This is a genomic window from Rhodospirillales bacterium RIFCSPLOWO2_02_FULL_58_16, assembly GCA_001830425.1.
In the GTDB taxonomy this organism is placed as follows: Bacteria; Pseudomonadota; Alphaproteobacteria; order Rhodospirillales; family 2-02-FULL-58-16; genus 2-02-FULL-58-16.
Genome location: MIAA01000014.1, coordinates 19,764 through 43,998, shown reverse-complemented (window position 1 = coordinate 43,998; position 24,235 = coordinate 19,764). Strand labels below are relative to the sequence as shown.

Sequence of the window (24,235 nt, the reverse complement as noted above, 5' to 3'; positions counted from 1 at the left end):
ATGAAATTAACTGCCAGCACAAAAAGCCCGGAACAACCAGAAGAACCAGAATTATTATCGCTTCAAGGGTTGTCGGCAATTTCTCAGCCCTTCATCGAGTTGATGTCTTCGACGGCGATGGTGCCGCGATTACGGAAAAAGGCCATCAGAATAGCCAGCCCGATGGCGGTCTCGGCGGCGGCGACGGTCAGAATGAACATGGCGAAAACCTGACCGACAAGGTCGTGCATCTCGGCGGAGAAGGCCACCAGATTGATATTGACCGCCAACAGCATCAACTCGATTGACATCAGGATGATGACTACGTTTTTGCGATTGAGAAAAATCCCGAAAATCCCCAGCACAAACAGGATGGCGGCGACGCTCAGGTAATGGGACAGGCCGATTACCGACATCAGATGCCCCTCCCCGACTCGACCTTGCGGGTTTTGACCGATTCCTCGGCGCGACGCGCTATCTGGTCTGAAATATTCTGCCTGCGGACGCCCTTGCGGCTGCGGTGAGAGAGGACAATGGCGCCGATCATCGCCACCAGCAGAATGAGTCCCGCCGCCTGGAATAAATAAATGTAATGGGTGTAGATCAATTCGCCCAACGCATTGGTATTGGCAGTAGCCTCAAGAGACGGCATCGGCGCCGCTCCTTTTTCCGCAGCATCAGGAACCATGACCCGACTGCCGATGACGGTCAGCAGTTCGGCGATCAGCACCACTCCGATCAAGCCGCCTATCGGCAGATAATGAAGGAACCCCTGGCGTATTTCGACAAAATTGATATCCAGCATCATCACCACGAACAGGAACAGCACCGCTACCGCTCCGACGTAGACGATAACCAGGATCATCGCCAGAAACTCGGCGCCCAGCAACAGGAACAGTCCGGCCGCATTGAAGAAAGCGAGAATTAGAAACAACACCGAATGCACCGGATTGCGCGAAGAGATAACCATGACCCCGGAGGCCACGGTTACAAAGGCGAACATGTAAAACACCAGTGCTTCGATCATCGTTCCATTATCCTTAACGGTATCGGGCTTCGACCGCGATGCGGTCGGCCAGTTCCGTTTCCCACCGTTCGCCGTTAGCCAGCAGTTTAGCCTTGTCGTATATCAGTTCCTCGCGGCTTTCGGTGGCATATTCAAAATTCGGCCCTTCGACGATAGCGTCAACCGGGCAGGCTTCCTGGCAATAGCCGCAGAAAATGCACTTGGTCATGTCGATGTCGTAGCGCGTGGTGCGGCGGCTGCCGTCATTGCGAGGCTCGGCCTCGATAGTGATGGCCTGGGCCGGACACGCCGCTTCGCACAGTTTGCAGGCGATACAACGCTCCTCGCCGTTCGCATAGCGGCGAAGCGCGTGTTCGCCGCGAAAGCGCGGGCTGAGCGGACCTTTCTCATAAGGATAGTTGATGGTTATCTTGGCGCGGAAAAAATAACGCAGGGTCAGCGCCATGCCCGAGACCAACTCCGTCAGGAATACGGTGCGAATAAAGCTCATATACCCCCCTGACCCGCCACCGGCGTCAACCCGAAGGCGACGAGAACGCCGGCGACGATCACCACTCCCGCCAGCGACAGCGGCAGAAAGACTTTCCAGCCCAGCCGCATCAACTGGTCATAGCGGTAACGCGGGAAGGTGGCCCGCACCCACAGGAAAACGAACAGCACAAAGGCGATCTTCAAGGCGAACCACGCCGGGCCGGGTATCCAGGTGAACGGCGCCATGTCAAACGGCGGCAGCCAGCCGCCGAGGAAGAGAATGGCGGTCATCGCCGACATCAGGATCATGAAGGCATATTCGCCGAGGAAGAACAGGGCGAAGGTCATCGCCGAATACTCGACGTTATAGCCGGCCACCAACTCGGCCTCGGCCTCCGGCAAATCAAAGGGGTGACGGTTGGTCTCGGCCAGGATCGAGATCAGGAAAATCACCGCCATCGGAAACAGCGGAATCACGAACCACATACCCTTCTGGGCCATGACTATATCGCTGAGATTCATGGAACCGGCGCACAGCAGCACGGTAACGATGACGAAGCCCATGGCGACCTCGTAGGAAACCATCTGCGCCGCCGAACGCAGCGCCCCAAGGAAAGCATAGCGTGAGTTACTGGCCCAACCGGCCATCATAATGCCGTAAACGCTGAGCGACGAAATGGCGAAAAGATAGAGAATGCCGACATTGATATCGGCCAGCACCATCCCCTCGCCGAAAGGAACCACCGCCCACGCCACCAGCGACAAAACAAAGGTTATGGCCGGGGCCAGAATAAAGATGGCGGGGTTGGACCGGGACGGAATTATGGTCTCTTTCAGCAGCAGCTTGACGCCGTCGGCCAGCGGCTGAAGAAGGCCGAACGGCCCGACCACGTTCGGCCCCCGGCGAAGCTGCATGGCGCCGATCACCTTGCGCTCGGCGTAGGTAAGATAAGCCACCCCGATCAGCAGAGGCACGACGATGGCGAGGATCTTGATGACGATCCACAGCGTCGGCCAGATATATCCGTCCCAAAGTTCAGCCATCGGTTCCGGTCTTTCCGCGTTTAGACGCTGCGAACACATCGGTGCAGGCGGCCATGGTGGCTGACGCTCTGCTTATGGGATCGGTCATGTAAAAATTGACAATGGGCGATACGAAAGGCGCGGCGTCAAGCTTGCCGTCCCCGCCGAAAGCGCCCCAGGCCGCCGGCTTGGTCTCATTCAGGGCGGCAAAGACGGGATTTACCTCGGCCATCCGCTCGCGCACCTGCGAAAGGGTGTCAAAGGGAAGCGTTTTGCCGAGAACTTCGGACAGCGCCCGGATGATTTTCCAGTCTTCACGCGCTTCGCCGGGCGGGAAAACGGCAAGGCTCGTCCGCTGCACCCTGCCCTCGGTGTTGACGTAGGTGGCGTTCTTCTCGGTGTAGGCGGCGCCGGGAAGAATTACATCGGCCCGCGAGGCTCCGGCGTCGCCGTGATGCCCCTGATAAATAACGAAAGCGTCGCCCAGACGGCTCATGTCGATTTCATCGGCGCCCAGCAGATAGACCGCCTTCACCACGCCGTTGGCGGCGCCGTCGATAATGCCGGCGGCATCCAGTCCGCCCTTGCCCGGCAGGAAGCCGAGATCAAGGCCGCCGACCCGCGCCGCCGCCGTGTGCAGAATGTTGAAGCCGTTCCAGCCGCCGTTGTCGCGGATCATGCCGCAATCCTCGGCGATCTTGCGCGCCGCCGACAGGACGGCCCCGCCGTCGGGCCTGGTCAGCGCCCCCATGCCGACGATCAGCATCGGGCGGACGGCTTTTTTCAGCGCTTCGGCAAAGAGGTGAGAACCGGAGGCAATCTCATTCAAAACATTAGTGTCGTTGCCCAAGTGTTTGTATTTATACGTTAAATCAACATCAGGCCCAACCGATGCAATGGCGAATCCGCCCTTCCTGGAGCGTTTTCTGATGCGGGCGTTGATGATCGGCGCTTCAAGGCGGGGATTGGTTCCGATAAGCAGGCAGGCGCCGGCCTGTTCGATGCCGGCGATGGTGGTGTTGAAGATATAGCCGACGCGCCTCGATCCATCCAGGGCGGCACCGTCCTGACGGCAGTCAATGTTGGGCGAGTCCAGCAAATCCTTCAGCGCCGTCATTGACTCGCCATCGGCCATGTCGCCGGCGATGGCGGCGATCTCCCCGGCCTTGAGGCCCTTGAGGCCCTTGGCGACGGCGGCGAGGGCCTCGTCCCAGGTCGCGGGCGTCAGCTTGCCGTTTTTCCGGACATAAGGGGTGTCGAGACGTTGACGCTTGAGGCCGTCATAAGCAAAGCGGGTCTTGTCGGAAATCCATTCCTCGTTGATATCCTCATTGATCCTGGGCAGCACCCGCATCACCGCCGGACCACGACTGTCAACGCGGATATTGCTGCCGACGGCGTCCATCACGTCAACAGATTCGGTCTTCTTCAACTCCCAGGGGCGGGCGGCGAAGGAATAGGGTCTGGAGGTCAGCGCCCCGACCGGACACAGGTCGATAATATTGCCGGAAAGCTCGGAACTAAGCACCTTTTCCACATATGTTCCCACTTCCATGCGTTCGCCGCGACCGATCCCTCCCAGTTCGGGAACCCCGGCCACTTCCCTACAGAAACGGATACAGCGGGTGCAATGGATGCAGCGGGTCATCGTCGGCTTGATCAGCGGGCCGTAGTTCTTTTCCCGCACCGCCCGCTTTTTCTCCCGGAAGCGACCGCGATCCATGCCGTAATTGACGGTAATATCCTGAAGATCGCACTCGCCGCCCTGATCACAGACCGGGCAGTCAAGGGGGTGGTTGATAAGCAGGAACTCCAGCACCGCCCGGCGCATATTCTTGACCTTCTCGGTGTTGGTATGAATCACCATGCCGTCGCCCACAGGCATGGCGCAGGCGGCAATCGCCCTCGGCGCCCTCTCCATCTCCACCAGACACATGCGGCAGTTGCCGGAGATCGACAGGCGCTCATGGTAGCAGAAGCGGGGAAGCTCAATGCCGATCTGGTCGCAGGCCTGCATCACCGTCAGGCCGGCCGCGACTTCGATTTCCCTGCCGTCAATAGTCAGTTTAGGCATCTGTAAAACCTCTAGGCCGCCTGGACGGCTTGCGCCGCCTGGTATTCTTTTATGCGTTTCTCGATTTCAGGACGGAAATTGCGGATCAGCCCTTGAATCGGCCACGCCGACGCATCGCCGAGGGCGCAGATGGTGTGTCCCTCAATCTGGCGGGAGACCTTCTCAAGCAGATCGATTTCGTCGATGGCGGCGTTGCCCACGGCTATCCGCGCCATCATTCGCGCCATCCATCCGGTTCCCTCGCGGCACGGCGTGCATTGGCCGCAGCTTTCATGAGCGTAGAACTTGGAGAGACGGGCGATTACGCGGCAAATATCGGTGGACTTGTCCATGACGATCACCGCCGCCGTGCCGAGGCCGGTCTTGGCCTCTTTCAGCGAATCAAAGTCCATCAGCACGGTGTCGCACACCTCCTTGGTGATATTCGGCGTCGAGCTGCCGCCGGGGATTACCGCCATCAGGTTATTCCAGCCGCCGCGCACCCCGCCGCAGTGTCTTTCAATCAGTTCCTTCAAGGGAATGCTCATCTCTTCTTCGACGGTACACGGATTATTGACGTGACCGGAGATGCAAAACAGCTTGATGCCGGTGTTGTTGGGACGCCCCAGCGCGGCGAACCAGGCGGCGCCCCGACGCATTATATCAGGGGTAACGGCGATCGACTCGACGTTGTTGACCGTAGTCGGACAGCCGTAGACGCCGACATTGGCGGGGAACGGCGGCTTCATCCGGGGCTGGCCTTTTTTGCCTTCCAGGCTCTGAAGAAGCGCCCCCTCTTCGCCGCAAACATAGGCGCCCATGCCGCGATGGATATGCAGCTCGAAATCCCAACCCGACCCGCAGGCGTTGTTGCCGATAAGACCGGCCTCGCGGGCTTCGTCAATAGCCCGCTGCAAGACTTCGGCTTCACGGCAAAACTCGCCGCGCACATAGATGTAGGCAACGTGAGCGCCCATGGCGAAAGCGGCCAGTAGAGCGCCTTCCACCAGCTTGTGAGGCTCATGACGAAGGATTTCCCGGTCCTTGCAGGTGCCGGGTTCGCTCTCATCGGCGTTGATCACAAGGTAATGGGGGCGCTCGCCGATTTCCTTGGGCATGAACGACCATTTCATGCCTGTGCTGAAACCGGCGCCGCCGCGACCGCGAAGGCCGGACACCTTGACCTCATTGACCATCCAGTCGCGGCCCTTGGCCATGATCTCCCTGGTTCCGTCCCAAGTTCCGCGAGAGCGGGCGCCGGTCAGGCCGATGTCCTCGAAGCCGTAGATATTGGTGAAGATGCGATCCTTGTCTTTCAGCATCAAATCACCCCTTCCCCTTCAGGGGGCCGGGTTCGCTTCCCTTGCGGGCGCTCTGCGGCCCGACCTTCGGAGCGCCGCCGATTCTCAGCGTATTGAGAACGGACTCGGCGCTGCCCTGGTCCAAATCCTCGTAGCAATCATCGTTGATCTGCATCATCGGCGCGTTGACGCAGGCGCCGAGGCATTCCATCTCGCTCAAGGTGAACATGCCGTCGTCGGAGGTTCCGCCGAATTCAACCCCCGTCACCTTTTTGCACGAGGCGACAATATCGTCGGAGCCGCGCAACATGCAGCAGATGCTGGTGCATACCTGAATATGGTAACGGCCCACCGGCTTGAGATTGTACATGGTGTAGAAGTTGGCGATCTCGTAGACGCGGATCGGCTCCATGCCGAGGAATTCGGCGACGTAATCCATAGCCGCCGGCGGCAACCAGTTATCGTTCTGGCGCTGTGCAAGGTAAAGCAGCGGCATGACCGCGCTGGCCTGACGGCCTTTCGGGTACTTGGCTACATACTCGTCGGCCTTTTTGACGTTTTCCTCGGTGAAGGCGAAGCCGGCGGGCTGTTTGATATCTCTCATCGGTCAACCTCGCCGAAAACAATGTCAAGCGAGCCGAGGTTGGCGACCACATCGGCCAGCATATGGCCTTTTGAAAGCATATCCATGCTCTGCAAGTGGGCGAACCCCGGAGTGCGTATTTTACAGCGGTACGGGCGGTTGGAGCCGTCGGAAATCAGATAAACGGCGAACTCGCCCTTGGGCGCCTCGACGGCGGTATAGGTTTCGCCTTTTTGCACATGATAGCCCTCAGAGGACAGCTTGAAGTGATGGATCATCGATTCCATGGAGGTTTTCATCTCGGCGCGCGGCGGCGGCGAAATCTTGCGGTTATCCGTCTTGACCGGCCCGGACGGCATCTTTTCCAGGCACTGCTTGACGATCTTGATGCTCTCGCGGATTTCCAGAAGGCGCACCAGATAACGATCATAGCAGTCGCCGTGAGTTCCGACGGCGATGTCAAAATCCATCTTTTCATATACGTCGTAGGGCTGAGACTTACGCAAGTCCCAGGGAACGCCGGCGGCGCGCAGATTGGGGCCGCTGAATCCCCAATCAAGAGCCTGCTCGGCGGTGACGGCGCCGATATCAACGGAGCGCTGCTTGAAGATGCGGTTTTCGGTAAGCAGGGATTCAATATCATCCATCACTTTAGGGAAGCGCTCACACCAGGCAGCGATATCCTCGGCCAGCCCGTCAGGCATGTCGAAAGCGACGCCGCCGGGCCGGAAATAGGCCATATGCATGCGGGCGCCGCTTACCCGTTCGCAGAACTCCATCAGGCGCTCGCGCTCCTCGAAGCCCCAGAGCATCGGCGTCATGGCGCCGATATCCATGGCGTAGGCGCAAACGGTGAAGATGTGATTGAGCAGGCGTCCGATCTCGGCGTAAAGCACCCGGATGTACTGTCCCCTGGGCGGCGCCTCGATGCCCAGCAGCTTCTCGACGGCCAGGGCGTAGGCGTGTTCCTGATTTTGCGGCGAGACATAATCAAGGCGGTCGAAATAAGGAACCGCCCGAACGTAGGTCTTGCTCTCGATAAGTTTCTCGGTGCCGCGATGCAGAAGGCCGATATGAGGGTCGGCCCGCTCAACGACCTCGCCGTCCATCTCCAGCACCAACCGCAGAACTCCATGGGCCGCCGGATGCTGCGGCCCGAAGTTAAGGGTATAGTTCTTGATATCGACGCCGGCCATCAGGCTTGCCCTTCCGCCTTCTTGCCGACGGGAAGCTCCGCCTTGGCCCCCTCCCAGGGACTGAGGAAATCAAAATTGCGTAATTCCTGGGTCATCTTGACCGGCTCGTACGCCACCCGCTTCTTCTCGTCGTCGTAGCGCACCTCCACATAGCCGCTGAGGGGGAAATCCTTGCGTAACGGATGACCCTCAAAGCCGTAGTCGGTAAGGATGCGGCGAAGATCAGGATGCTCGGAGAAATAGATGCCGAAGAGATCCCACGCCTCGCGCTCAAACCAATTGGCGGAGCTGAACACGCCGCTGACCGAAGGCGCCGGGACGCCGTCGGCGATTTGAATCTTGATGCGCAGGCGGCGGTTATGGGTCAGGCTGAGCAGATTATAGACCACCTCGAAGCGTTCCTCGCGTTCAGGATAATCGACGCCGCAAAGGTCCATCAACTGCTTGAATTGGCAGTTGACGTCATCGCGCAGGAAAGTCAGGACTTTGACGATCTTCTCTGCGCGCACCAGCACGATCAGTTCGTTGTTGACGATCTCGGAGCGCACCACTTCCTTGGAAAGCGCGCCTGCGATAAATTCATCGAGATCCTTGAGTGCCTGATCCATCCCCCCCCCTGTCTCGGGTCGGCATTATTATAGTTATTGTTATTTGTCAGCGAAAAAGCGCGCCGGTCCCTTTTATTTTCTTCTGCAACTGCATGATCCCGTAAATCAACGCTTCCGCCGTCGGCGGACAGCCGGGAACATAGACATCCACCGGCACGATCCGGTCGCAACCCCTGACCACGGAATATGAGTAATGGTAATAGCCGCCGCCGTTGGCGCACGAACCCATGGAAATCACATAGCGCGGCTCGGCCATCTGGTCATAGACCTTGCGTAAGGCCGGCGCCATCTTGTTGGTCAGCGTGCCGGCGACAATGATGACATCCGACTGGCGCGGACTGGGCCTGAAGACGACCCCGAAGCGATCCATGTCATAACGGCTGACGGCGGCGTGCATCATTTCCACAGCGCAGCAAGCGAGGCCGAAGGTCATCGGCCACAACGATCCGGTGCGCACCCAGTTGACCAGGCCATCCAGACTTGCGGTGACAAACCCCTTGTCGCCTAATTCACCGGCGATCCTGTTCAACAAGAGGTCCTGGTCGCTCCCGGAAGAAAGCGGCGCGGCGGCTTCGGATATTACTCCCACTCCAAGGCTCCCTTTTTCCATTCGTAGATGAAGCCGATGGTGAGAACCCCAAGGAAAATCATCATCGACCAGAAGCCGAAAACGCCTATTTTCCCCAGCGATATCGCCCACGGAAACAGGAAAGCCACTTCAAGATCAAAGATAATAAACAAAATAGCCACCAGATAAAACCGTACATCAAACTTCTGCCGGGAATCCTCGAACGGCTCGAAACCGCACTCATAGGCCGAGTTCTTCTCGATGTCCGGAAGCTGGCGGGCAATCAGATAAGACGCTCCCACCGCCGCTATGGCGATGGCGACGGCGATGCCGAGAAATACCAATATCGGGAAATATTGCTGAAGCATCACATCCATAAGGCCGTTCCCGGTTCTGAATCCCTTGTCTGGCGCGGAGAAGATGGCGGGAGTGACGGGACTCGAACCCGCGGCCTCCGGCGTGACAGGCCGGCGCTCTAACCAACTGAGCTACACCCCCATCGAAATCCGGTCTGATTCTCGGGATGATGTAATCTAGTGCCATGACAGGTGTCAAGACATCCGCCCCAAGGCAATCGACAAGGAGCGAGTTGGCGCTTGCAGTGCTATACGGTATTGCCGTATAATCCATGCTATGCAGATCGATTTTGACCCCAGCAAGGATGCGGTCAACCGGGGAAGGCACGGGATTTCTCTGACCTTCGGCGCCAGGATTCTGGCCGACACTCGGCGATTGGACATTCTGGATGTGCGGTTCGACTATTCCGAAGAGCGATTCGTTTCCTACGGGATGGTCGATGGCCGGGTTTGGGTCTGCGTATTTACCCAGCGCGACAGGGTGTGCCGCATAATCAGCGTAAGGAAAGCCAATGACAAAGAAAAGCACCGCTACAATAAAACGCCGCGATGATCCGAATGCGGATTTCCCCCTGACCGATGCCGAGTTCGAGCGCGGTCATGGGGCCATGTTGGCGCGCCGCGCCCGCGCCGTCACCGGCTTGTCGCAAAACGCCTTCGCCAAGCGCTTCGGCATTCCTGCTGCCACGCTTCGGGATTGGGAGCAGGGGCGACGGGCGCCGGACGCCGCCACACAAAGCTATCTGCGTGTTATTGCCCGTATGCCCGATACGGTGTCTGAGGCCCTGCACGACGCAGCATAAGATGGGGTCACAAGCATGATCAAGCAGCAAGGAATGGTGGGCGGTGACGGGATCGAACCGCCGACATTCACGGTGTAAACGTGACGCTCTTCCAGCTGAGCTAACCGCCCCGGAATCCCGAACGGACGGCGCCCGAACAAACGCCGCCCCCCGGAAAGGCTATTGACGCCGATTGTAGAACGGCAACTTAGTTTACGGCGTCCTTCAATCCCTTGCCCGCCTTGAACTTAGGCTGTTTCCTGGCCGGGATGTTGATGGCGGCGCCGGTGCGCGGATTACGCCCCTTGCTTGCGGCGCGTTTCGTCACGCTGAAAGTGCCGAAACCTACAAAGCAGGCTTTTTTTCCATGCTTGAGAGATTTGGTGATGGCGTCAAAAACACCATCAACGGCCTTCGCTGCATCGGACTTCGACAGGCCGGCGCTGTCGGCGACGGCGGCAACGAGATCGCTTTTATTCAAGTCTTGGTCCCCCCTCTGATTTATTAAGTTATGGCGCGAAGTCTAAATCGCCGCCGGCAAGAGCGTCAATCGGAGAACTCCTGTTATCCACAATTATTTAGGGGATTTTGATAGCGATCCGATCATAGCCTTAGTGTTTTATTATGCCGCCGGCGTCTTCTTCTTCGGACTGGGATTTGGCGAGGGTAGCGGCCTTGAGTTCTTCCTTTTCGTCCCACTCAATCGGCGCCAAAGGAGAAACAAGCGCGTTTTCAAGGACTTCCTGCACATTGGAAACCGTGATGATTTCCAGGCCCCGTTTCACATTGTCGGGTATCTCGGCCAAGTCCTTTTCATTATCCTTGGGGATCAACACCGTTTTGATGCCGCCGCGCAGGGCCGCCAGCATTTTTTCCTTAAGTCCTCCGATGGGAAGCACCCTGCCCCGCAGGGTGATCTCGCCGGTCATCGCCACATCCCGGCGAACCGCAATGCCGGTGAGGACGGAAACGATCGAGGTCACCATGCCGACCCCGGCCGAAGGGCCGTCTTTCGGGGTCGCCCCTTCGGGAACATGGACGTGGATGTCATTGGTTTGATACACCGTCGGCTTGACGCCGAACGCCAGCGAACGCGACTGCACGAAGGACTTGGCGGCCTGGATAGACTCCTGCATAACGTCGCCGAGCTTGCCGGTGATGGTCATCTTGCCCTTGCCGGGCACCATTAACGCCTCGATTGACAACAGTTCGCCGCCGACTTCCGTCCACGCCAGCCCGGTGGTGACGCCGACCATGTCTTCCAACTCGATCTCGCCGAAACGATAGCGGCGCACGCCGGCGAATTTCCCCAGGTTGCGCCGCGTGACCGCGATGCTTTTACACTCGCCCATCAGTATCTGCCGGATTGCCTTGCGGGTCAGACCGGCGATTTCGCGCTCCAGATTTCTGACGCCGGCCTCGCGGGTGTAATAGCGAATGATGTCGCGCAAGGCGGAATCCGAGATCGACCATTCGCTGTCCTTCAGCCCGTGCTGCTTCATCTGCTTGCTGATCAGATGGCGCTTGGCGATTTCGATCTTTTCATCCTCGGTATAGCCGGAAATGCGGATGATCTCCATGCGGTCAAGCAAGGGCATCGGGATATTCATGGTGTTGGCGGTGGTGACAAACATCACGTCGGAGAGGTCGTAATCCACTTCCAGGTAATGATCGTTGAAGGCGGAATTCTGCTCCGGATCGAGAACCTCCAGCAGCGCCGAGGCCGGGTCTCCGCGCCAGTCCTGGCCGATCTTGTCCACCTCGTCGAGAAGAAACAGCGGGTTGGAAGCCTTGGCCTTCTTCATGCTTTGAATGACCTTGCCGGGCATGGAGCCGATATAGGTGCGCCGGTGGCCGCGAATTTCGGACTCATCACGCACTCCGCCGAGCGACATCCGCACGAAGTTGCGCCCCGTCGCTCGGGCGATCGACTTGCCGAGAGATGTTTTGCCGACGCCGGGAGGTCCGACCAGACAGAGTATCGGTCCCTTGATCTTGTTGGTGCGCTGCTGAACGGCTAAATATTCAAGTATCCGTTCCTTAACCTTATCCAGGCCGTAATGGTCGGCGTCCAGTATCTCATGGGCATGTTTGATGTCCTTGTTGACCCTGCTCCGTTTCTTCCAGGGGATGCTGAGAATCCATTCCAGATAATTCCGAACGACCGTTGATTCGGCTGACATAGGACTCATCGAACGCAGCTTTTTCAGTTCGGCCATGGCTTTATCGCGGGCCTCGGCGCTGAATTTGGTTCCCTTGATGCGATCTTCGAATTCCTGGGTTTCGTCACGACCGTCTTCGGTCTCGCCCAGTTCCTTCTGAATCGCCTTGAGTTGCTCATTCAGGTAATACTCGCGCTGGGTCTTTTCCATCTGCCGCTTGACCCGGTTGCGTATCTTCTTTTCCACCTGGAGAACGCCGATTTCGGATTCCATATAGGAATAGACTTTCTCAAGGCGCGCAACGATTGACTCGATTTCAAGAACTTCCTGTTTTTCCGAAATCTTCAGCGCCAAATGGGAAGCCACCGTATCGGCAAGCTTGCTTGCGTCTTCGATCTGGTTGATTGAAACCAGCGCCTCGGGAGGGATTTTCTTGTTGAGCTTTATATACTGCTCGAACTGCGCGACCACGGAACGGGACAGGGCGACCAGTTCACGGTGGTCGGCTTCCTTTTCCTCGATCAGCGTCGCCGTGGCCTGGAAGAAAGCCTCGTTGTCGGTGTAATGATTGACGCGGGCGCGCCGCCCGCCCTCGACCAGCACCTTGACGGTGCCGTCAGGCAGCTTGAGCAGTTGCAACACCGTGGAAACAGTGCCGACGGAATAAATATCATCCGTGGAGGGATCGTCCTGGGCGGCGTTTTTCTGGGCCAGCAGCAGGATTTGCTTGTCTTCCTTCATTACGTCTTCAAGGGCGCTGACCGACTTCTCGCGCCCGACGAACAAGGGAACGATCATGTGCGGGAACACCACGATGTCGCGCAATGGAAGAACTGGGTAAAGCTCGCCGCCGGGAATTAAAGTCATAAAACCTCTTGTTCTTCAGTGATGACGCTACGCGCTGGTTTCCATGCTGTCGCGCCGATCCGAATAGATATAGAGCGGCTTGGCGTTATCTTCGGCAACTTCCTGGTTGATGACGACCTCTTCCACGCCCTTGAACGCCGGAAGATCGAACATGGTGTCCAGCAAAATGTTTTCCATGATCGAGCGCAGGCCGCGAGCGCCGGTCTTTCTTACGACGGCCTTTCTGGCGATAGTGTCCAACGCGCCGTCGGAGAAAGTAAGGCGCACATCCTCCATCTCGAACAGGCGCTGATACTGCTTTACCAGCGCGTTCTTGGGCTTGGTCAGAATTTCCACAAGCGCCTCTTCATCAAGGTCTTCAAGGGTGGCAAGGATCGGCAGGCGCCCGACAAATTCGGGAATAAGCCCGAACTTCAAAAGGTCTTCGGGTTCCACATCGCAAAGGATATCGCCGGTGCTGCGCTCGTCGGCGGCGCGGACATCCGCGCCGAAACCGATGGTGGTGCCCTTGCCCCGCGCCGTGATGATCTTGTCCAGGCCGGAAAAGGCGCCGCCGCAAATAAACAGGATATTGGTGGTGTCTACTTGCAGGAATTCCTGTTGAGGATGTTTGCGTCCGCCCTGGGGCGGCACGCTGGCCACCGTGCCTTCCATGATTTTCAACAAGGCCTGCTGGACGCCCTCACCGGAAACGTCCCGCGTGATCGACGGGTTGTCGGACTTGCGCGATATTTTGTCCACTTCGTCGATATAAACGATGCCGCGCTGGGTCCTCTCGACGTTGTAATCCGCCGACTGAAGCAGTTTGAGGATGATGTTTTCCACGTCCTCGCCTACATAACCGGCCTCGGTAAGGGTCGTGGCGTCGGCCATGGTAAAGGGAACATCAAGGATGCGGGCCAAGGTCTGCGCCAGCAATGTCTTGCCGCAGCCGGTCGGCCCGATAAGCAGGATATTGGACTTGGCCAGCTCCACGTCGTTTTTCTTGGTGCTGTGGCTGATCCGCTTGTAGTGATTATGGACGGCGACGGCCAGCACCCGCTTGGCGTGGTCCTGACCGATTACATAATCATCAAGAACGGAATAAATTTCACGCGGAGCGGGAACGCCGTCGCTTGCCTTGGTCAGGCTGCCCTTGTGTTCCTCGCGGATAATGTCCATGCAAAGTTCGACGCATTCATCACAGATGAACACGGTCGGCCCGGCAATCAGTTTGCGGACCTCATGCTGACTCTTTCCGCAGAAGGAGCAGTAAAGGGTATTCTTCGAATCGCTGCCGGATGATTTGCTCATGGATACACCGTTAAAGTGGCCGGCTCACTCAATGATATTACTCTACCTGCATGGGGGCATGGCGCACAACCCCTTATCAGCAAAGCCTCAGACGGCAAAACTACCCGGCAAACCTTAACCAATCATTTATATGGTGCGCCGTTAGTTATTTTTCACCCCATCCTTGCCGTTGTCCTCATCTTCCGGCATCGGGCGGCTGGTGACGACTTCATCAATGAGGCCGAATTTCAGGGCGTCATCGGGAGTCATGTAACGGTCACGTTCAAGAGCCGTCTCAATAACATCAATGGGTTGGCCGGTATGTTCCGCATAGATGGCGTTCAGCCGGCTTCTCAGGGCGAGGATTTCCCTGGCCTGGATTTCGATATCGGTGGCTTGACCGTGGGCGCCGCCGGAAGGCTGGTGAATCATGATCCGCGAATTGGGAAGAGCGTAGCGCTTGCCCTTGCTTCCGGCGGCCAGCAACAACGATCCCATCGACGCCGCCTGACCCAGGCACACCGTGGAGACTTCGGGCCGGATGTAGCGCATGGTGTCATAAATAGCGAGGCCGGAAGTGACGATGCCGCCCGGCGAATTGATGTAAAACGAGATGTCCTTGTTGGGATTCTCGGACTCCAGGAACAATAACTGCGCGCAAACAACGCTGGAAACGGAATCGTCAATAGCGCCGGTAATGAAAATAATGCGCTCCCTGAGCAGCCGGGAATAGATGTCATAGGAACGCTCGCCACGGTTGGTCGTTTCCACGACCATGGGGATAAGATAACTCATGTTTGTCTCTACCGGGCCTTTCATTTCTTTGCCGCCTTCTTGCCTTTTTTCTTGGCCTCGCCCTTAGCCTTGGAGGCTTCCGCTTCGTCGGGTTCTTTCATCAGTTCTTCGACGGAAACCTTTTTGTCGGTGACCTTGGCCATTTCGATGATGAAATCGACGACCTTGTCCTCGTGAACGGTCGCGGAAAGCCCCTCCCTGGCGCCGGGAGTTTTCTCGAAATACTCGACTATGCTTTTTTCCTGGCCGGGAAAGCGTTTGGCTTCGGCCATCATCGCCTTGCGGACGTCTTCCGGGTTTACCTTGATGTTATTGAGGCGACCGACGTCGGCCATCAACAGGGCCAGACGAACGCGGCGCTCGGCGATTACGCGGAATTCGGCCTTGTAGTCATCATCGCTTTTGGACTTGTCCTCGTTCTCGAACTCCTGCGGGGAAGATTTGCGGAATTTTTCGAACTGATCCCAAATGCTTTCAAACTCGCCTTCCAGCAAGCTCTCGGGTACTTCAAAATCGTGATCGTCGGACAGGGCATCCAGAAGAGAGCGCTTGAGGCGACGGCGTGAATGTTCCCTGAACTCCTTGCGATGCTCCTCGCGGATATTTTCCTTGAGAACGTCAAGGCTTTTCACGCCCAGGGCCTTGGCCAGTTCTTCATCAACCTGAGCCGGCGCCGTCTCGCGCAGTTCCTTGACATCGACCTCGAAAACCGCGTCCTTGCCGGCGAGACCGGCGGCCTGATACTTTTCCGGGAAGGAGACCTTGACCGTCACATGATCGCCGGCCTTGGCCCCGACAAGCTGGTCCTCGAAGCCGGGAATGAAGCTGCCGGACCCCAACTCCAGCGAATAGCCGTCAGCCTTGCCGCCGGGGAATTCCACTCCGTCCAGCTTGCCGGCAAAATCGATAACCAACACATCGCCGTTCTTGGACCTGCGATCGCCGACTACCGGCTTGGAGGTCGTGTTGGCCTCGGCCAGACGCGCAAGCACCTTTTCGATTTCGGTCTCTTCGGGATCGGCGACCAGACGCTCCAGCGTGATCCTGGAGGCGTCGAGCGGCTCAATCTTGGGCAACACCTCGATAGCCATGGTGTACTCCAGGTCCGAGCCTTCCTCGAATTTGGTGATCTCGATTTTCGGCCGCACGGCGGGACGCAGATCGCGCTCGGCCATGATCTTCTTTGACGCCTCGTTGAGAGTGCTTTCCAGCACCTCGCCGATAACCGCTGAGCCGTATTTCTTGCGCAACAGCGACACCGGGGCCTTTCCGGGACGAAAGCCCGGCAAATGGGCGGTTCGCGCCAATTCCTTGAGGCGGTTGGTGACGCTTTCCTCGATTTCGGCGCCGGGAACGGCAATCGCGAATTCCCGCTTCAGTCCCTCGGCTTTTGTTTCATTAACCTGCATTGGAAACCCAGTAATATCGTTGACAAAGTTGCAAGATGAGCTGGTGCGGGCGAAGGGACTCGAACCCCCAAACCTTTCGGCACTTGGACCTAAACCAAGCGTGTCTACCAGTTCCACCACGCCCGCCGCCAAACCCGGCTTTTCCGGGCGGGTGCGCGACTTTATACGATTGATAGAACCTGTCAATCACGTCAAGGGATCAGATTCGAGGCCGCTCACGCCTTAAGGGCTGCGAGAGCCGTCTCCGGGGCGCGGTCGAGCACCTTCAGGAGCGCCTTTGCGGGACCGGCGGGCGAGCGCTTGCCCTGTTCCCAGTTATGGATCGTGTCGAGAGACACGCCGATCCGTGCGGCAAATGCGGCTTGCGTCAAGCCGGTGCGTTTGCGTACGCGCCGCGCATAGGCCGCCGCATCGCGCCTCGCCTCGGCCTCGTCGTCGGCGGCTTGACGATTGATCTCGGCCTCGGTCGTCGCATCGACCTTCGCCGTATTGATCCGTCCCGTAGGCGATTTGCCGTCAGGCGTCGTTGTCACATGGACTTGCGACATATCGCTGGGTCTCCCTTTTGTTTGCCTTACGAGCCGAAATGAGACGAAACCGCTTGCCGCGCGGCGTGTATATGACAACGAAAACGCGACCATCTATGCGCCCCAGAACGCGGTAGCGCGGCTCGCCGTAATCGAGGCGGTTATCGGGTTCGATGAGACGATCCGCATCGAGAAAAACCCGGACCACATGGGCGAAGTCAAAGCCGCGCTCCAAGTAACAGGCCTCGCTCTTAGCTTCGTCCCACACGAACTCCATGCCGCCAGTATAGGCCGGAGAATGACATTTTCCAAGACCATCTTGATCCCCCTCACGGATAGAGTCTGTCGATCAGGTCGCCGGCGATTTTCCTGATAACCTCCCGCTCGCCGCCGCTGAGGTCGGACGGCGGGATATACTGGTTCACGGCGTCGCCTTCGCCCTCCCAGGCGTTCACCCTGACCTTCATCACCGCCGGATTGATCCCCCGGACGCCGGTCGCCTCCTCCAGGCGGGCTATTTCCCGTCCGGGGTCGGCAACCAAGTCTTCGTACTTGATCAGGCATATTCCGCCGTGGTCCGGCTTATTGATGATTTCCGACAGGTTGCGGCGCCATTCTTCGGCCATTTTGGCGGCGCCGTCTTCGTTCTCGATGAACTTCCTGGCCTTGGCGGAACGCGCACAGGCAAAAATATCACGATAAACGTAAACAACCTTGGCCTTGGGCAGCAGCGACAACAACTGAACAACGGCGCCGTGACTGAGCGCCGGCCTTTTCACCCCCCAAACCGGCCGGCCGACGCTGTTCGAGTATTGGTCGGCAAAACGGGGCAGCACATAGAAAATATTGATGATCGCGTACAGGTAATCGCCGTGTCCCGGAGAAAGATCGGGAATCCACCTGTCGGCCCTGCCTTCGAGGACGCTTTTCAACCCCTCCTCTTCGGAAACCTTGTTGTTTGAGTGGTATTGAATCTTGGAAACGGTATAGGCGAGCATGTCGAGAAACTCGACGAACAGATTCTCGCCGTAACAAATGCCGTTGTTTGACGAGCAGATCAGGCGCTGGATCAGGGTCGTCCCCGAACGCTCGACCGGCGCCGTAACAATCAGCGGACTCAACGTCATCGCCGCCTCGGGGAGAGATACCTCGATTTTCATGGCATTCTTTTAAGGTCGCGCAGGACCGTCGGCAGGGTTTTTGCGATATCCTCGGCGATCAGGCCGGGGCCGAACTGCGCCGCCGCCGCGCCATGCAGCCAGGAAGCGGCGCAAGCGGCGTCAAAAGCGTCCATGCCCTGGGCCAGCAAGCCGAGAATAAACCCGGCCAGCACGTCGCCGGTTCCGGCCGTCGCCAGTTCGGGCGGCCCGTTGACGCTGATTGCGGCGCGGCCGTCGGGCGAGGCGATCACCGTGTCCGCTCCTTTTATAAGAACCGTCGCGCCGCTTTGCCGGGCGGCGGCGCGGGCGCGGAACAACTTGTCGCCGGAGCAGCCGAACAGGCGGGCGTATTCCCCCTCGTGAGGAGTCAGCACGCAAGGCCCGGCAATAGCGGAAAACAATGACTGCGGGTCATCCTGAAAGACGGTCAGGGCGTCGGCGTCGAGAACGCACGGCCTTCCCGTCCTGAGGGCTTCGAGCGTCATCAGCCGCGTCGTCTCGGAAACGCCGCTCCCCGGCCCGATCAGGACGGCGTTCTTGCGCGGGTCAGACAGCAGGACGGCCAACTCCTTGTCGTCGGCTGCCGGCCTGAACAGGGTTCCCGGCGCTCCCGCCGCATAGACGACCATGGCCTCGGCGGGGGCGGCGATGGTCACCAGACCGGCCCCCACGCGCCGCGCCGCCGTTGACGCCAGCCGCGCCGCGCCGGTCATTTCGCCGCCGCCGACCACTACACCGTGACCACGGGCGTACTTGTTGGAGGCCGCTTCGGGCCACGGATAGCGATCCAGCCACAAGAGGGGAGCGTTGGCGAAAGTCAGCGGCTTGATTTTCAGCAATACGGATTCGGGAATGCCGATATCGGCGACCACGACCTCCCCGGCCGGCCCGCCGCCGGGAAAAAGCAAATGCCCCGGCTTGCGGCGAAAAAAAGTAACGGTCAGGCAGGCATGAACGGCGGCGCCGAGAACCTGCCCGCTGTTGCCGTCAACGCCGCTGGGAATGTCCACGGCGACGCACGGCAATGATCTTTCATTGACCGCCTCGACGACTTTTAGGGCGGCGCCCGACAACGGCCTCGCCAATCCGGCGCCGAACAGGGCGTCGATAACCAATTCGCACCCGTCAAGGACGTTCACGTCAAGAGGCTCCGCCGCGCCCGTCCACCGACCGGCATTGACGGCGGCGTCCCCCCGCAAGCGGTCACGTTCACCGGACAGAGCTAATTTCACCGGCCATCCCGCCTCGGACAATAGCCGCGCCGCTACGAACCCGTCGCCGCCGTTGTTGCCGGGACCGCAAAGCACGGTCACCGGACGAGGTTGCCAACGGCGGCAAATTTCATCGGCGACGGCGGTTCCCGCCGCTTCCATCAACTCAAGACTCGGAACGCCGGTAGCCACGGCGATCTTATCGGCCTCAGCCATCTCTTCCACGGTCAGCAGGACGCTATCGGTCACGGGCGCGGCTTTCCTTAATTCTCAATCAACACTAATATGTTCTAAATTATCATGCCAAGATACCTGAATTAACGAAGGGAAACGCAATGATTGACCGCTGGGACCGCAGATTCCTGGACCTCGCCGAACATATCTCCACCTGGTCCAAGGACCCCTCGACCAAGGTCGGGGCGGTTCTCACCCACACTGAGAAGCGGCGCGTCATCTCGGTGGGCTTCAACGGCTTTCCCGCCGGCATCGAGGACAGCGAGGAGCGTCTGGGAGACCGCGCCGTCAAGTACGAGATGGTGGTTCACGCCGAGCAGAACGCCATTCTCTTCGCCGGACGACAGGCCGACGGATGCACCCTCTATGTCACCCCTCTGGCCCCCTGCGCCCGCTGCGCGGTGATCATTATCCAGGCCGGAATCGTCCGGGTGGTGGCGCCCAAGCCCGACTTCGAGCAGATAAAGTGGGGCGAGCAGGCAAGAATCTCCGACACTATGTTCCGTGAGGCCGGCCTGACCGTCGATTACGACGAAGCATGATATTGCTCACCCTATTGTAACGCCCGACCTTCGCCGACGGCGGTACCCTGAAGTTCTCCCTGGCCCAGGCGATGGAGCGTCCATATCGTCCCCAGCAGTTCGGATGTCGGGGCGAAGACAACCATCGGCCGATTGGCTGGATCGTCAACCGCCGCCGAGAATTGCTTTACTTGTTCCGCCGACGGCGTTTCTCCCTCCACCGCCATGCCGATATAGCCCATGCCCGCTCCCTCGGCCTCGGCCCTGTGCAGCGCGGCTGTCGCCGTCGGCATGCCGAGATCAATGACAAAAACAAACCCGGCGGGCTTAAGCCGGTTAATGCCGGAGATATTTCGTCCGGCTACGGCGCGTAAATACGGCACCGCGTGATCCGGGCGGAAAATGGCGATGCCGTGGCCCGTCATGGCCGCCGACGAGTAAGACGAAGCAGGAGAGGCATCTTCCGGATTGCCGTAGGTGATTTCCCGTCCGGTCAGGTCCACCTCGCCGTCGCCCCACCACCCGCAAGGATTGGCGGGGCGGGAGGAAGCCGTAACGAGCGAGTAAAGCGCCAACGCCGACGCTGACAAAATCAGCAGCCGCAAGGGAAAGCCCATCAACGCTCCTCAAGCCTTGGTAACGGAGACAACCGTATCCATGACCGTGATCTGTCCATTGACCGGATCAGGGTCGTTGGGGATGATCCAGTTGGGGTGGACGCCATGACTCCCCTTCCACCACATCCCGGCAAAATCAGCATCGTCGACTCCTTCCGGCGCCTTCTTGCCGCTGGCGTAACGGCCATATTCCCAATGCCCGCAGTGATGCGCGATGGCAACCACGCCGGGGACTACGCAGGCGGTCACTCTGGCCATGGTTACGATCTCGCCGATCTTTGACTTGACCTTGATGCGGTCACCGTCGGCGATGTTCTTTTCCTTGGCCGTGGCCGGGTTGATCAGGGCCGGATTGTCGTGATAAATCTCGGTCAGCCACTTGCAGTTCTGTGATCGCGATTGAGTCTGCGGCGCCGCCTTGTAGGTGGTGAGGATCATATCGCCCGCTTTCATCTTGCCGTGTTCGGGAATGGCGGTCCATGTCGGCAGCGGCGGGAACCCGTTTTCCTCCATGATGGTTGAGTAGAGTTCCATATATCCAGACTTGTTGAGTTTGTCGGGCTTGAAGCCATAGTAGACGGCGCCGCCGATCTTCTGGCCGACGTACCCGGAATAGGATTTCTTGGTGTGGGAGTAACCCTTGGCGCGGGCCTCTTCGGCGCTTTCCGCCTCGGCCTTCTTCCACTCCCAATAGACCCCCGTAGCCTCGTCAAGGATAACGCCCTCGGCCTCATACTCTTCCGGCTTGATCGCCTTTTTGTACGAGAAGTATTTAGGCTTGGCCTCCGGGTCATGCCAGACGCCCTGCTGTTTCATATACTCGAATCCGCCGGCTTCCTTGACGCCCGGCGTCTCGTTGCAGGCGATCTTGACGAACTCCTCCATCGAAGCAAAGCCGAGCGGGAACCCCATCCTCTCGGCCATTTCGCAGCAGACATCGGCGAAGTTCCTGGCTTCGCCCATCGGCTTGATCAAAGGCTGACGGATGGCGTATTCGGCGATCTGATTAGGGGACACCATGTCCTCGGTATCCCACCTTTCAAGGTAAGTGGCGTCGGGAAGGATAAGGTCGGCCAGCGCCGCCGACTCATCATAGAACGGGTTGACGCATACCGTATACGGGATCAAGGTTTCGTCTTTCAGGATGTCTATATTCTCCTGAACCTCGCCGTTGGCGTACACCGGCGTATAGCAGTACCACATATAAACGTCGGGCCGTCCGGCTTTGCCGTCCTTGATCATCTTGAGCAGGCGGTGGCTTACATGGTGCGTGGGCAGCGCCGCGTCGCCCTTGAAGCCGTCCAGGATATTCAGTTTCCTGGCCTTCGGCTTGTCTTTCGGTCCCTTATGGTATTTCCATTTGGCGTCAACGGCTTTGCAGCGACCGCCGGGGTTGTCGATGTTGCCGGTGATCGTGGCCAGCATCTGGATCGCCCGTTCGGTATCATTGCCGTTATAGTGAGCAACGGCCCCGCGATAGCTGATGACGCACGCCGGCTTGGCGGCGGCGAAGGCGACGGCGATTTCCCTGATCTTGACGGCGGGAACGCCGCTGATTTTCTCCGCCCATTCCGGCGTATAGGGAGCCAGATGCGCTTTCAGCGCCGCCACCTTTTCCTCGGTGGAGGCGCCGAAGCCGGAAGCAACCTTGCAGAACTTGAAAAGCTCCTCGCCCTCGCCTTTGTAAAGGTCTTTTTCCATGACCACGCTGCACATGGCCAGGGCCACGGCCATGTCGGTTCCCGGCCTGATCGGCATCCACTCTGTCGATTTGGCGGCGGTATTGGACATGCGCACGTCAAAAGTCACCATCTTGATTTTTCTGTCCGCCATCGCCCGCAACAGGCGGTGCGCCGTCGGGGTGTGGTTGGTATGGGCTTCCAGAACATTGGAACCGAAGTTGAGGATATAGCGGGCATTGTCGAAGTCCCAGTTATCATACGAGACGCCCCAGGTCAGCTCCTGGGCCGTCCATTTACCGCCCTCGCAGATGCTGGTGTGGTCGCCGATAGTGCCCGTTCCGTAGGCGGCCAGAAAGACATCCTTGATCAGCTTGCCGGACGAGGACTTCATCCGTCCGTAATGGAAGGCGAATTTTTCCGGCGTTCCTTCATCCCTGAGCTTCTTCAAACGCGCCGTCAACTCACCCATGGCCTCGTCCCAGGATATTCTCTTCCATTGCCCCTCGCCGCGCTTGCCGACGCGCTTCATGGGGTAGAGGATGCGATCAGGATCGTTGGCCTGATTGACGCCTGCCTGCCCCTTGGCGCACATGACGCCCTCGGTACGGATAGATTTGGGCTGGCCTTCGATCTTGACTATCTTGCCGTCCTCCACATAGCCGATCATCGGACAACGGGTTACGCAGCCCCAGCAGGCGGAGGGTATGGCGGTGCGTTCTTTCCCTGTTTTCGGCGAAAAATCCTTGCCGCCCTTGAACGTCACGCCTTGCGGCGCGGCGAGGGCCGTTCCACCGGATAAAACCGTCGCTGCGGCGGCGACGGCGGCGCCCAGTTCCAGGAATTTCCGACGGTTAAGCATCGCACCCTCCTATATTCCAACCGGGCCGGTGATCTGACCCGCAATCACCACCACATAGCGGAGCATGAAGCCGCCGAGCAGAACCACCGTCGACACCAGCATCTCCGTGCTGCGCGACGGTGAGAAATCCTTGTGGTAAAGAAGTTTCGGAAGAACGTACCTCAGCTCGACCAGCGCCGGCAGCAGCAGACCGATAAGTACGAAACCGACCCAGAACAGGGCGGCCAGACTACCCCCCGGCATGATCACGTCCACCGCGTAGCCGACATCGCCGACCGTAAGGTAGCCGAACATGACGAACAGGAAGACAATCGCCGCCTCGAACCCGATCAGCATGAGATCGGAAGCGGTCAGCAGATAACCACCGAACTGAATATTCTTGGCTTCGGAAGCCGGCGCCTCCGCATGGAGCAACGCCCTGGCGAGAAGAATCGCCGCTACGCCCGTCGATAGGGACGAAATCATGAATAACATGGCTATGATCGGCGAGTTCCAGAACGGCCTTGCCGGCATGGCGCCGAGCAGGACGCCGGTATAGATCGCCACCGCAATGCCGAAGGGAACGGTAATCCAGGCCAAGGCCCTCCTCCGGCCCGCCATCCTGTCATTCGGGGAGGCGTCATTGTCGAGGAAAGTATAAGCATAGGCAAGGCTGACGGCGATGAACGCCATCAGCAGCCATGAGCCGACCGACATCGGCGACAGGTTGATGGTAGAGAAAAGATAGAGAAATTTGAAGTAGCTCCCCGCCTCAAAAGACCCGAGTTCCAGAATCAGCAGCGCCGAACCGATCATTACCGGAAGCGGCGCGATCATGGCGCCGTAACGCGCCAGCCTGAAGTGTTGACCGCCGAACCCGCCGCCGCCGCCCCGGAGCAACACCGAGGCGCTGACCGTCGCCGCGCCCGCCCCCGTTCCCGCCAGAAAAAAATAGCCGATAATAGGTAGTCCCCAATTCAGATATTCGGTCAT

General features: G+C 58.7%; 26 protein-coding genes and 3 tRNA genes. 3 read left to right on the top strand and 26 right to left on the bottom strand.

What is annotated here, in order from left to right:
* Positions 1 to 83: 83 nt before the first annotated feature.
* From A3H92_07565 to A3H92_07510, 12 genes are all read right to left on the bottom strand, one after another.
* On the bottom strand, positions 84 to 395 hold the full coding sequence (locus tag A3H92_07565; GenBank protein OHC75896.1) for an NADH-quinone oxidoreductase subunit K: 312 nt from the start codon (positions 393 to 395) through the stop codon (positions 84 to 86).
* Positions 395 to 1,006 carry an NADH:ubiquinone oxidoreductase subunit J gene (locus tag A3H92_07560; protein OHC75895.1) on the bottom strand — a complete coding sequence of 204 codons (612 nt, stop codon included), beginning with the start codon at positions 1,004 to 1,006 and terminating at the stop codon, positions 395 to 397. The genes A3H92_07565 and A3H92_07560 overlap by 1 nt, the downstream gene beginning before the upstream one ends.
* Before the next feature lie 13 nt (positions 1,007 to 1,019).
* Positions 1,020 to 1,496 (bottom strand): NADH-quinone oxidoreductase subunit I, encoded by a 477-nt coding sequence (locus tag A3H92_07555; GenBank protein ID OHC75894.1) that lies wholly within the window; start codon positions 1,494 to 1,496, stop codon positions 1,020 to 1,022.
* Positions 1,493 to 2,521, bottom strand: a complete 1,029-nt coding sequence (locus A3H92_07550; protein OHC75893.1) for an NADH-quinone oxidoreductase subunit H — start codon at positions 2,519 to 2,521, stop codon at positions 1,493 to 1,495. The genes A3H92_07555 and A3H92_07550 overlap by 4 nt, the downstream gene beginning before the upstream one ends.
* Positions 2,514 to 4,574: an NADH-quinone oxidoreductase subunit G gene (locus A3H92_07545; protein ID OHC75892.1), complete on the bottom strand. Its 2,061-nt coding sequence runs from the start codon at positions 4,572 to 4,574 to the stop codon at positions 2,514 to 2,516. Before A3H92_07545 ends, A3H92_07550 begins: the two co-directional genes overlap by 8 nt.
* 11 nt (positions 4,575 to 4,585) lie before the next feature.
* The gene (locus tag A3H92_07540; protein ID OHC75891.1) at positions 4,586 to 5,875 is read right to left on the bottom strand and encodes an NADH-quinone oxidoreductase subunit F; all 1,290 of its coding nucleotides are present in this window, start codon (positions 5,873 to 5,875) and stop codon (positions 4,586 to 4,588) included.
* A 4-nt stretch (positions 5,876 to 5,879) separates the two neighbouring features.
* Positions 5,880 to 6,458 (bottom strand): NADH dehydrogenase, encoded by a 579-nt coding sequence (locus A3H92_07535; GenBank protein OHC75890.1) that lies wholly within the window; start codon positions 6,456 to 6,458, stop codon positions 5,880 to 5,882.
* Positions 6,455 to 7,633: an NADH dehydrogenase gene (locus tag A3H92_07530; protein OHC75889.1), complete on the bottom strand. Its 1,179-nt coding sequence runs from the start codon at positions 7,631 to 7,633 to the stop codon at positions 6,455 to 6,457. The genes A3H92_07535 and A3H92_07530 overlap by 4 nt, the downstream gene beginning before the upstream one ends.
* Positions 7,633 to 8,241 carry an NADH-quinone oxidoreductase subunit C gene (locus tag A3H92_07525; protein ID OHC75888.1) on the bottom strand — a complete coding sequence of 203 codons (609 nt, stop codon included), beginning with the start codon at positions 8,239 to 8,241 and terminating at the stop codon, positions 7,633 to 7,635. Before A3H92_07525 ends, A3H92_07530 begins: the two co-directional genes overlap by 1 nt.
* Positions 8,242 to 8,287: 46 nt before the next feature.
* Positions 8,288 to 8,851 carry an NADH dehydrogenase gene (locus tag A3H92_07520; protein OHC75887.1) on the bottom strand — a complete coding sequence of 188 codons (564 nt, stop codon included), beginning with the start codon at positions 8,849 to 8,851 and terminating at the stop codon, positions 8,288 to 8,290.
* On the bottom strand, positions 8,821 to 9,186 hold the full coding sequence (locus A3H92_07515; GenBank protein OHC75886.1) for an NADH-quinone oxidoreductase subunit A: 366 nt from the start codon (positions 9,184 to 9,186) through the stop codon (positions 8,821 to 8,823). The genes A3H92_07520 and A3H92_07515 overlap by 31 nt, the downstream gene beginning before the upstream one ends.
* A 44-nt stretch (positions 9,187 to 9,230) precedes the next feature.
* Positions 9,231 to 9,307, bottom strand: a tRNA-Asp gene (locus tag A3H92_07510).
* A gap of 135 nt (positions 9,308 to 9,442) precedes the next feature.
* Between A3H92_07510 and A3H92_07505 the strand changes: the two genes are divergently transcribed.
* Together A3H92_07505 and A3H92_07500 are read left to right on the top strand one after the other, a co-directional pair.
* Positions 9,443 to 9,718 (top strand): hypothetical protein, encoded by a 276-nt coding sequence (locus A3H92_07505; GenBank protein OHC75885.1) that lies wholly within the window; start codon positions 9,443 to 9,445, stop codon positions 9,716 to 9,718.
* Entirely contained in the window at positions 9,678 to 9,968 is a 291-nt protein-coding gene (locus tag A3H92_07500; protein OHC75884.1) for a hypothetical protein, read from the top strand. Before A3H92_07505 ends, A3H92_07500 begins: the two co-directional genes overlap by 41 nt.
* 34 nt (positions 9,969 to 10,002) lie before the next feature.
* Here the strand turns inward: A3H92_07500 and A3H92_07495 are convergent.
* The 11 genes from A3H92_07495 to A3H92_07445 form a co-directional block, all read right to left on the bottom strand.
* Positions 10,003 to 10,078, bottom strand: a tRNA-Val gene (locus A3H92_07495).
* Positions 10,079 to 10,155: 77 nt separating this feature from the next.
* Complete coding sequence (locus A3H92_07490; GenBank protein OHC75883.1) at positions 10,156 to 10,428, bottom strand: DNA-binding protein HU; 273 nt, start codon at positions 10,426 to 10,428, stop codon at positions 10,156 to 10,158.
* Positions 10,429 to 10,558: 130 nt separating this feature from the next.
* Positions 10,559 to 12,976, bottom strand: coding sequence for an endopeptidase La (locus A3H92_07485; GenBank protein OHC75882.1), 2,418 nt, complete (start codon positions 12,974 to 12,976; stop codon positions 10,559 to 10,561).
* Between the two features lie 27 nt (positions 12,977 to 13,003).
* Positions 13,004 to 14,269: an ATP-dependent protease ATP-binding subunit ClpX gene (locus A3H92_07480; GenBank protein ID OHC75881.1), complete on the bottom strand. Its 1,266-nt coding sequence runs from the start codon at positions 14,267 to 14,269 to the stop codon at positions 13,004 to 13,006.
* Between the two features lie 141 nt (positions 14,270 to 14,410).
* Positions 14,411 to 15,043 carry an ATP-dependent Clp endopeptidase, proteolytic subunit ClpP gene (locus tag A3H92_07475; GenBank protein OHC75989.1) on the bottom strand — a complete coding sequence of 211 codons (633 nt, stop codon included), beginning with the start codon at positions 15,041 to 15,043 and terminating at the stop codon, positions 14,411 to 14,413.
* 20 nt (positions 15,044 to 15,063) lie between these two features.
* Entirely contained in the window at positions 15,064 to 16,452 is a 1,389-nt protein-coding gene (locus tag A3H92_07470; protein ID OHC75880.1) for a trigger factor, read from the bottom strand.
* Positions 16,453 to 16,493: 41 nt separating this feature from the next.
* Positions 16,494 to 16,578 (bottom strand) — tRNA-Leu (locus A3H92_07465).
* A gap of 89 nt (positions 16,579 to 16,667) precedes the next feature.
* Positions 16,668 to 17,000, bottom strand: coding sequence for a transcriptional regulator (locus A3H92_07460; protein OHC75879.1), 333 nt, complete (start codon positions 16,998 to 17,000; stop codon positions 16,668 to 16,670).
* A complete protein-coding gene (locus tag A3H92_07455; protein OHC75878.1) occupies positions 16,969 to 17,256 on the bottom strand; it encodes a hypothetical protein in 288 nt (95 codons plus the stop codon). Before A3H92_07455 ends, A3H92_07460 begins: the two co-directional genes overlap by 32 nt.
* A 52-nt stretch (positions 17,257 to 17,308) precedes the next feature.
* Positions 17,309 to 18,139 carry a hypothetical protein gene (locus A3H92_07450; GenBank protein OHC75877.1) on the bottom strand — a complete coding sequence of 277 codons (831 nt, stop codon included), beginning with the start codon at positions 18,137 to 18,139 and terminating at the stop codon, positions 17,309 to 17,311.
* Positions 18,136 to 19,566 carry a bifunctional ADP-dependent (S)-NAD(P)H-hydrate dehydratase/NAD(P)H-hydrate epimerase gene (locus tag A3H92_07445; protein OHC75988.1) on the bottom strand — a complete coding sequence of 477 codons (1,431 nt, stop codon included), beginning with the start codon at positions 19,564 to 19,566 and terminating at the stop codon, positions 18,136 to 18,138. The genes A3H92_07450 and A3H92_07445 overlap by 4 nt, the downstream gene beginning before the upstream one ends.
* A gap of 119 nt (positions 19,567 to 19,685) precedes the next feature.
* Between A3H92_07445 and A3H92_07440 the strand changes: the two genes are divergently transcribed.
* Positions 19,686 to 20,126, top strand: a complete 441-nt coding sequence (locus A3H92_07440; GenBank protein OHC75876.1) for a hypothetical protein — start codon at positions 19,686 to 19,688, stop codon at positions 20,124 to 20,126.
* An 11-nt stretch (positions 20,127 to 20,137) separates the two neighbouring features.
* Here the strand turns inward: A3H92_07440 and A3H92_07435 are convergent, their stop codons facing one another.
* The 3 genes from A3H92_07435 to A3H92_07425 are packed head-to-tail and all read right to left on the bottom strand — an operon-like array spanning position 20,138 to position 24,235.
* Positions 20,138 to 20,722, bottom strand: coding sequence for a hypothetical protein (locus tag A3H92_07435; GenBank protein ID OHC75875.1), 585 nt, complete (start codon positions 20,720 to 20,722; stop codon positions 20,138 to 20,140).
* 9 nt (positions 20,723 to 20,731) lie between these two features.
* Positions 20,732 to 23,263 (bottom strand): DMSO reductase, encoded by a 2,532-nt coding sequence (locus A3H92_07430; GenBank protein ID OHC75874.1) that lies wholly within the window; start codon positions 23,261 to 23,263, stop codon positions 20,732 to 20,734.
* A 9-nt stretch (positions 23,264 to 23,272) separates the two neighbouring features.
* A complete protein-coding gene (locus A3H92_07425) occupies positions 23,273 to 24,235 on the bottom strand; it encodes a hypothetical protein (GenBank protein OHC75873.1) in 963 nt (320 codons plus the stop codon).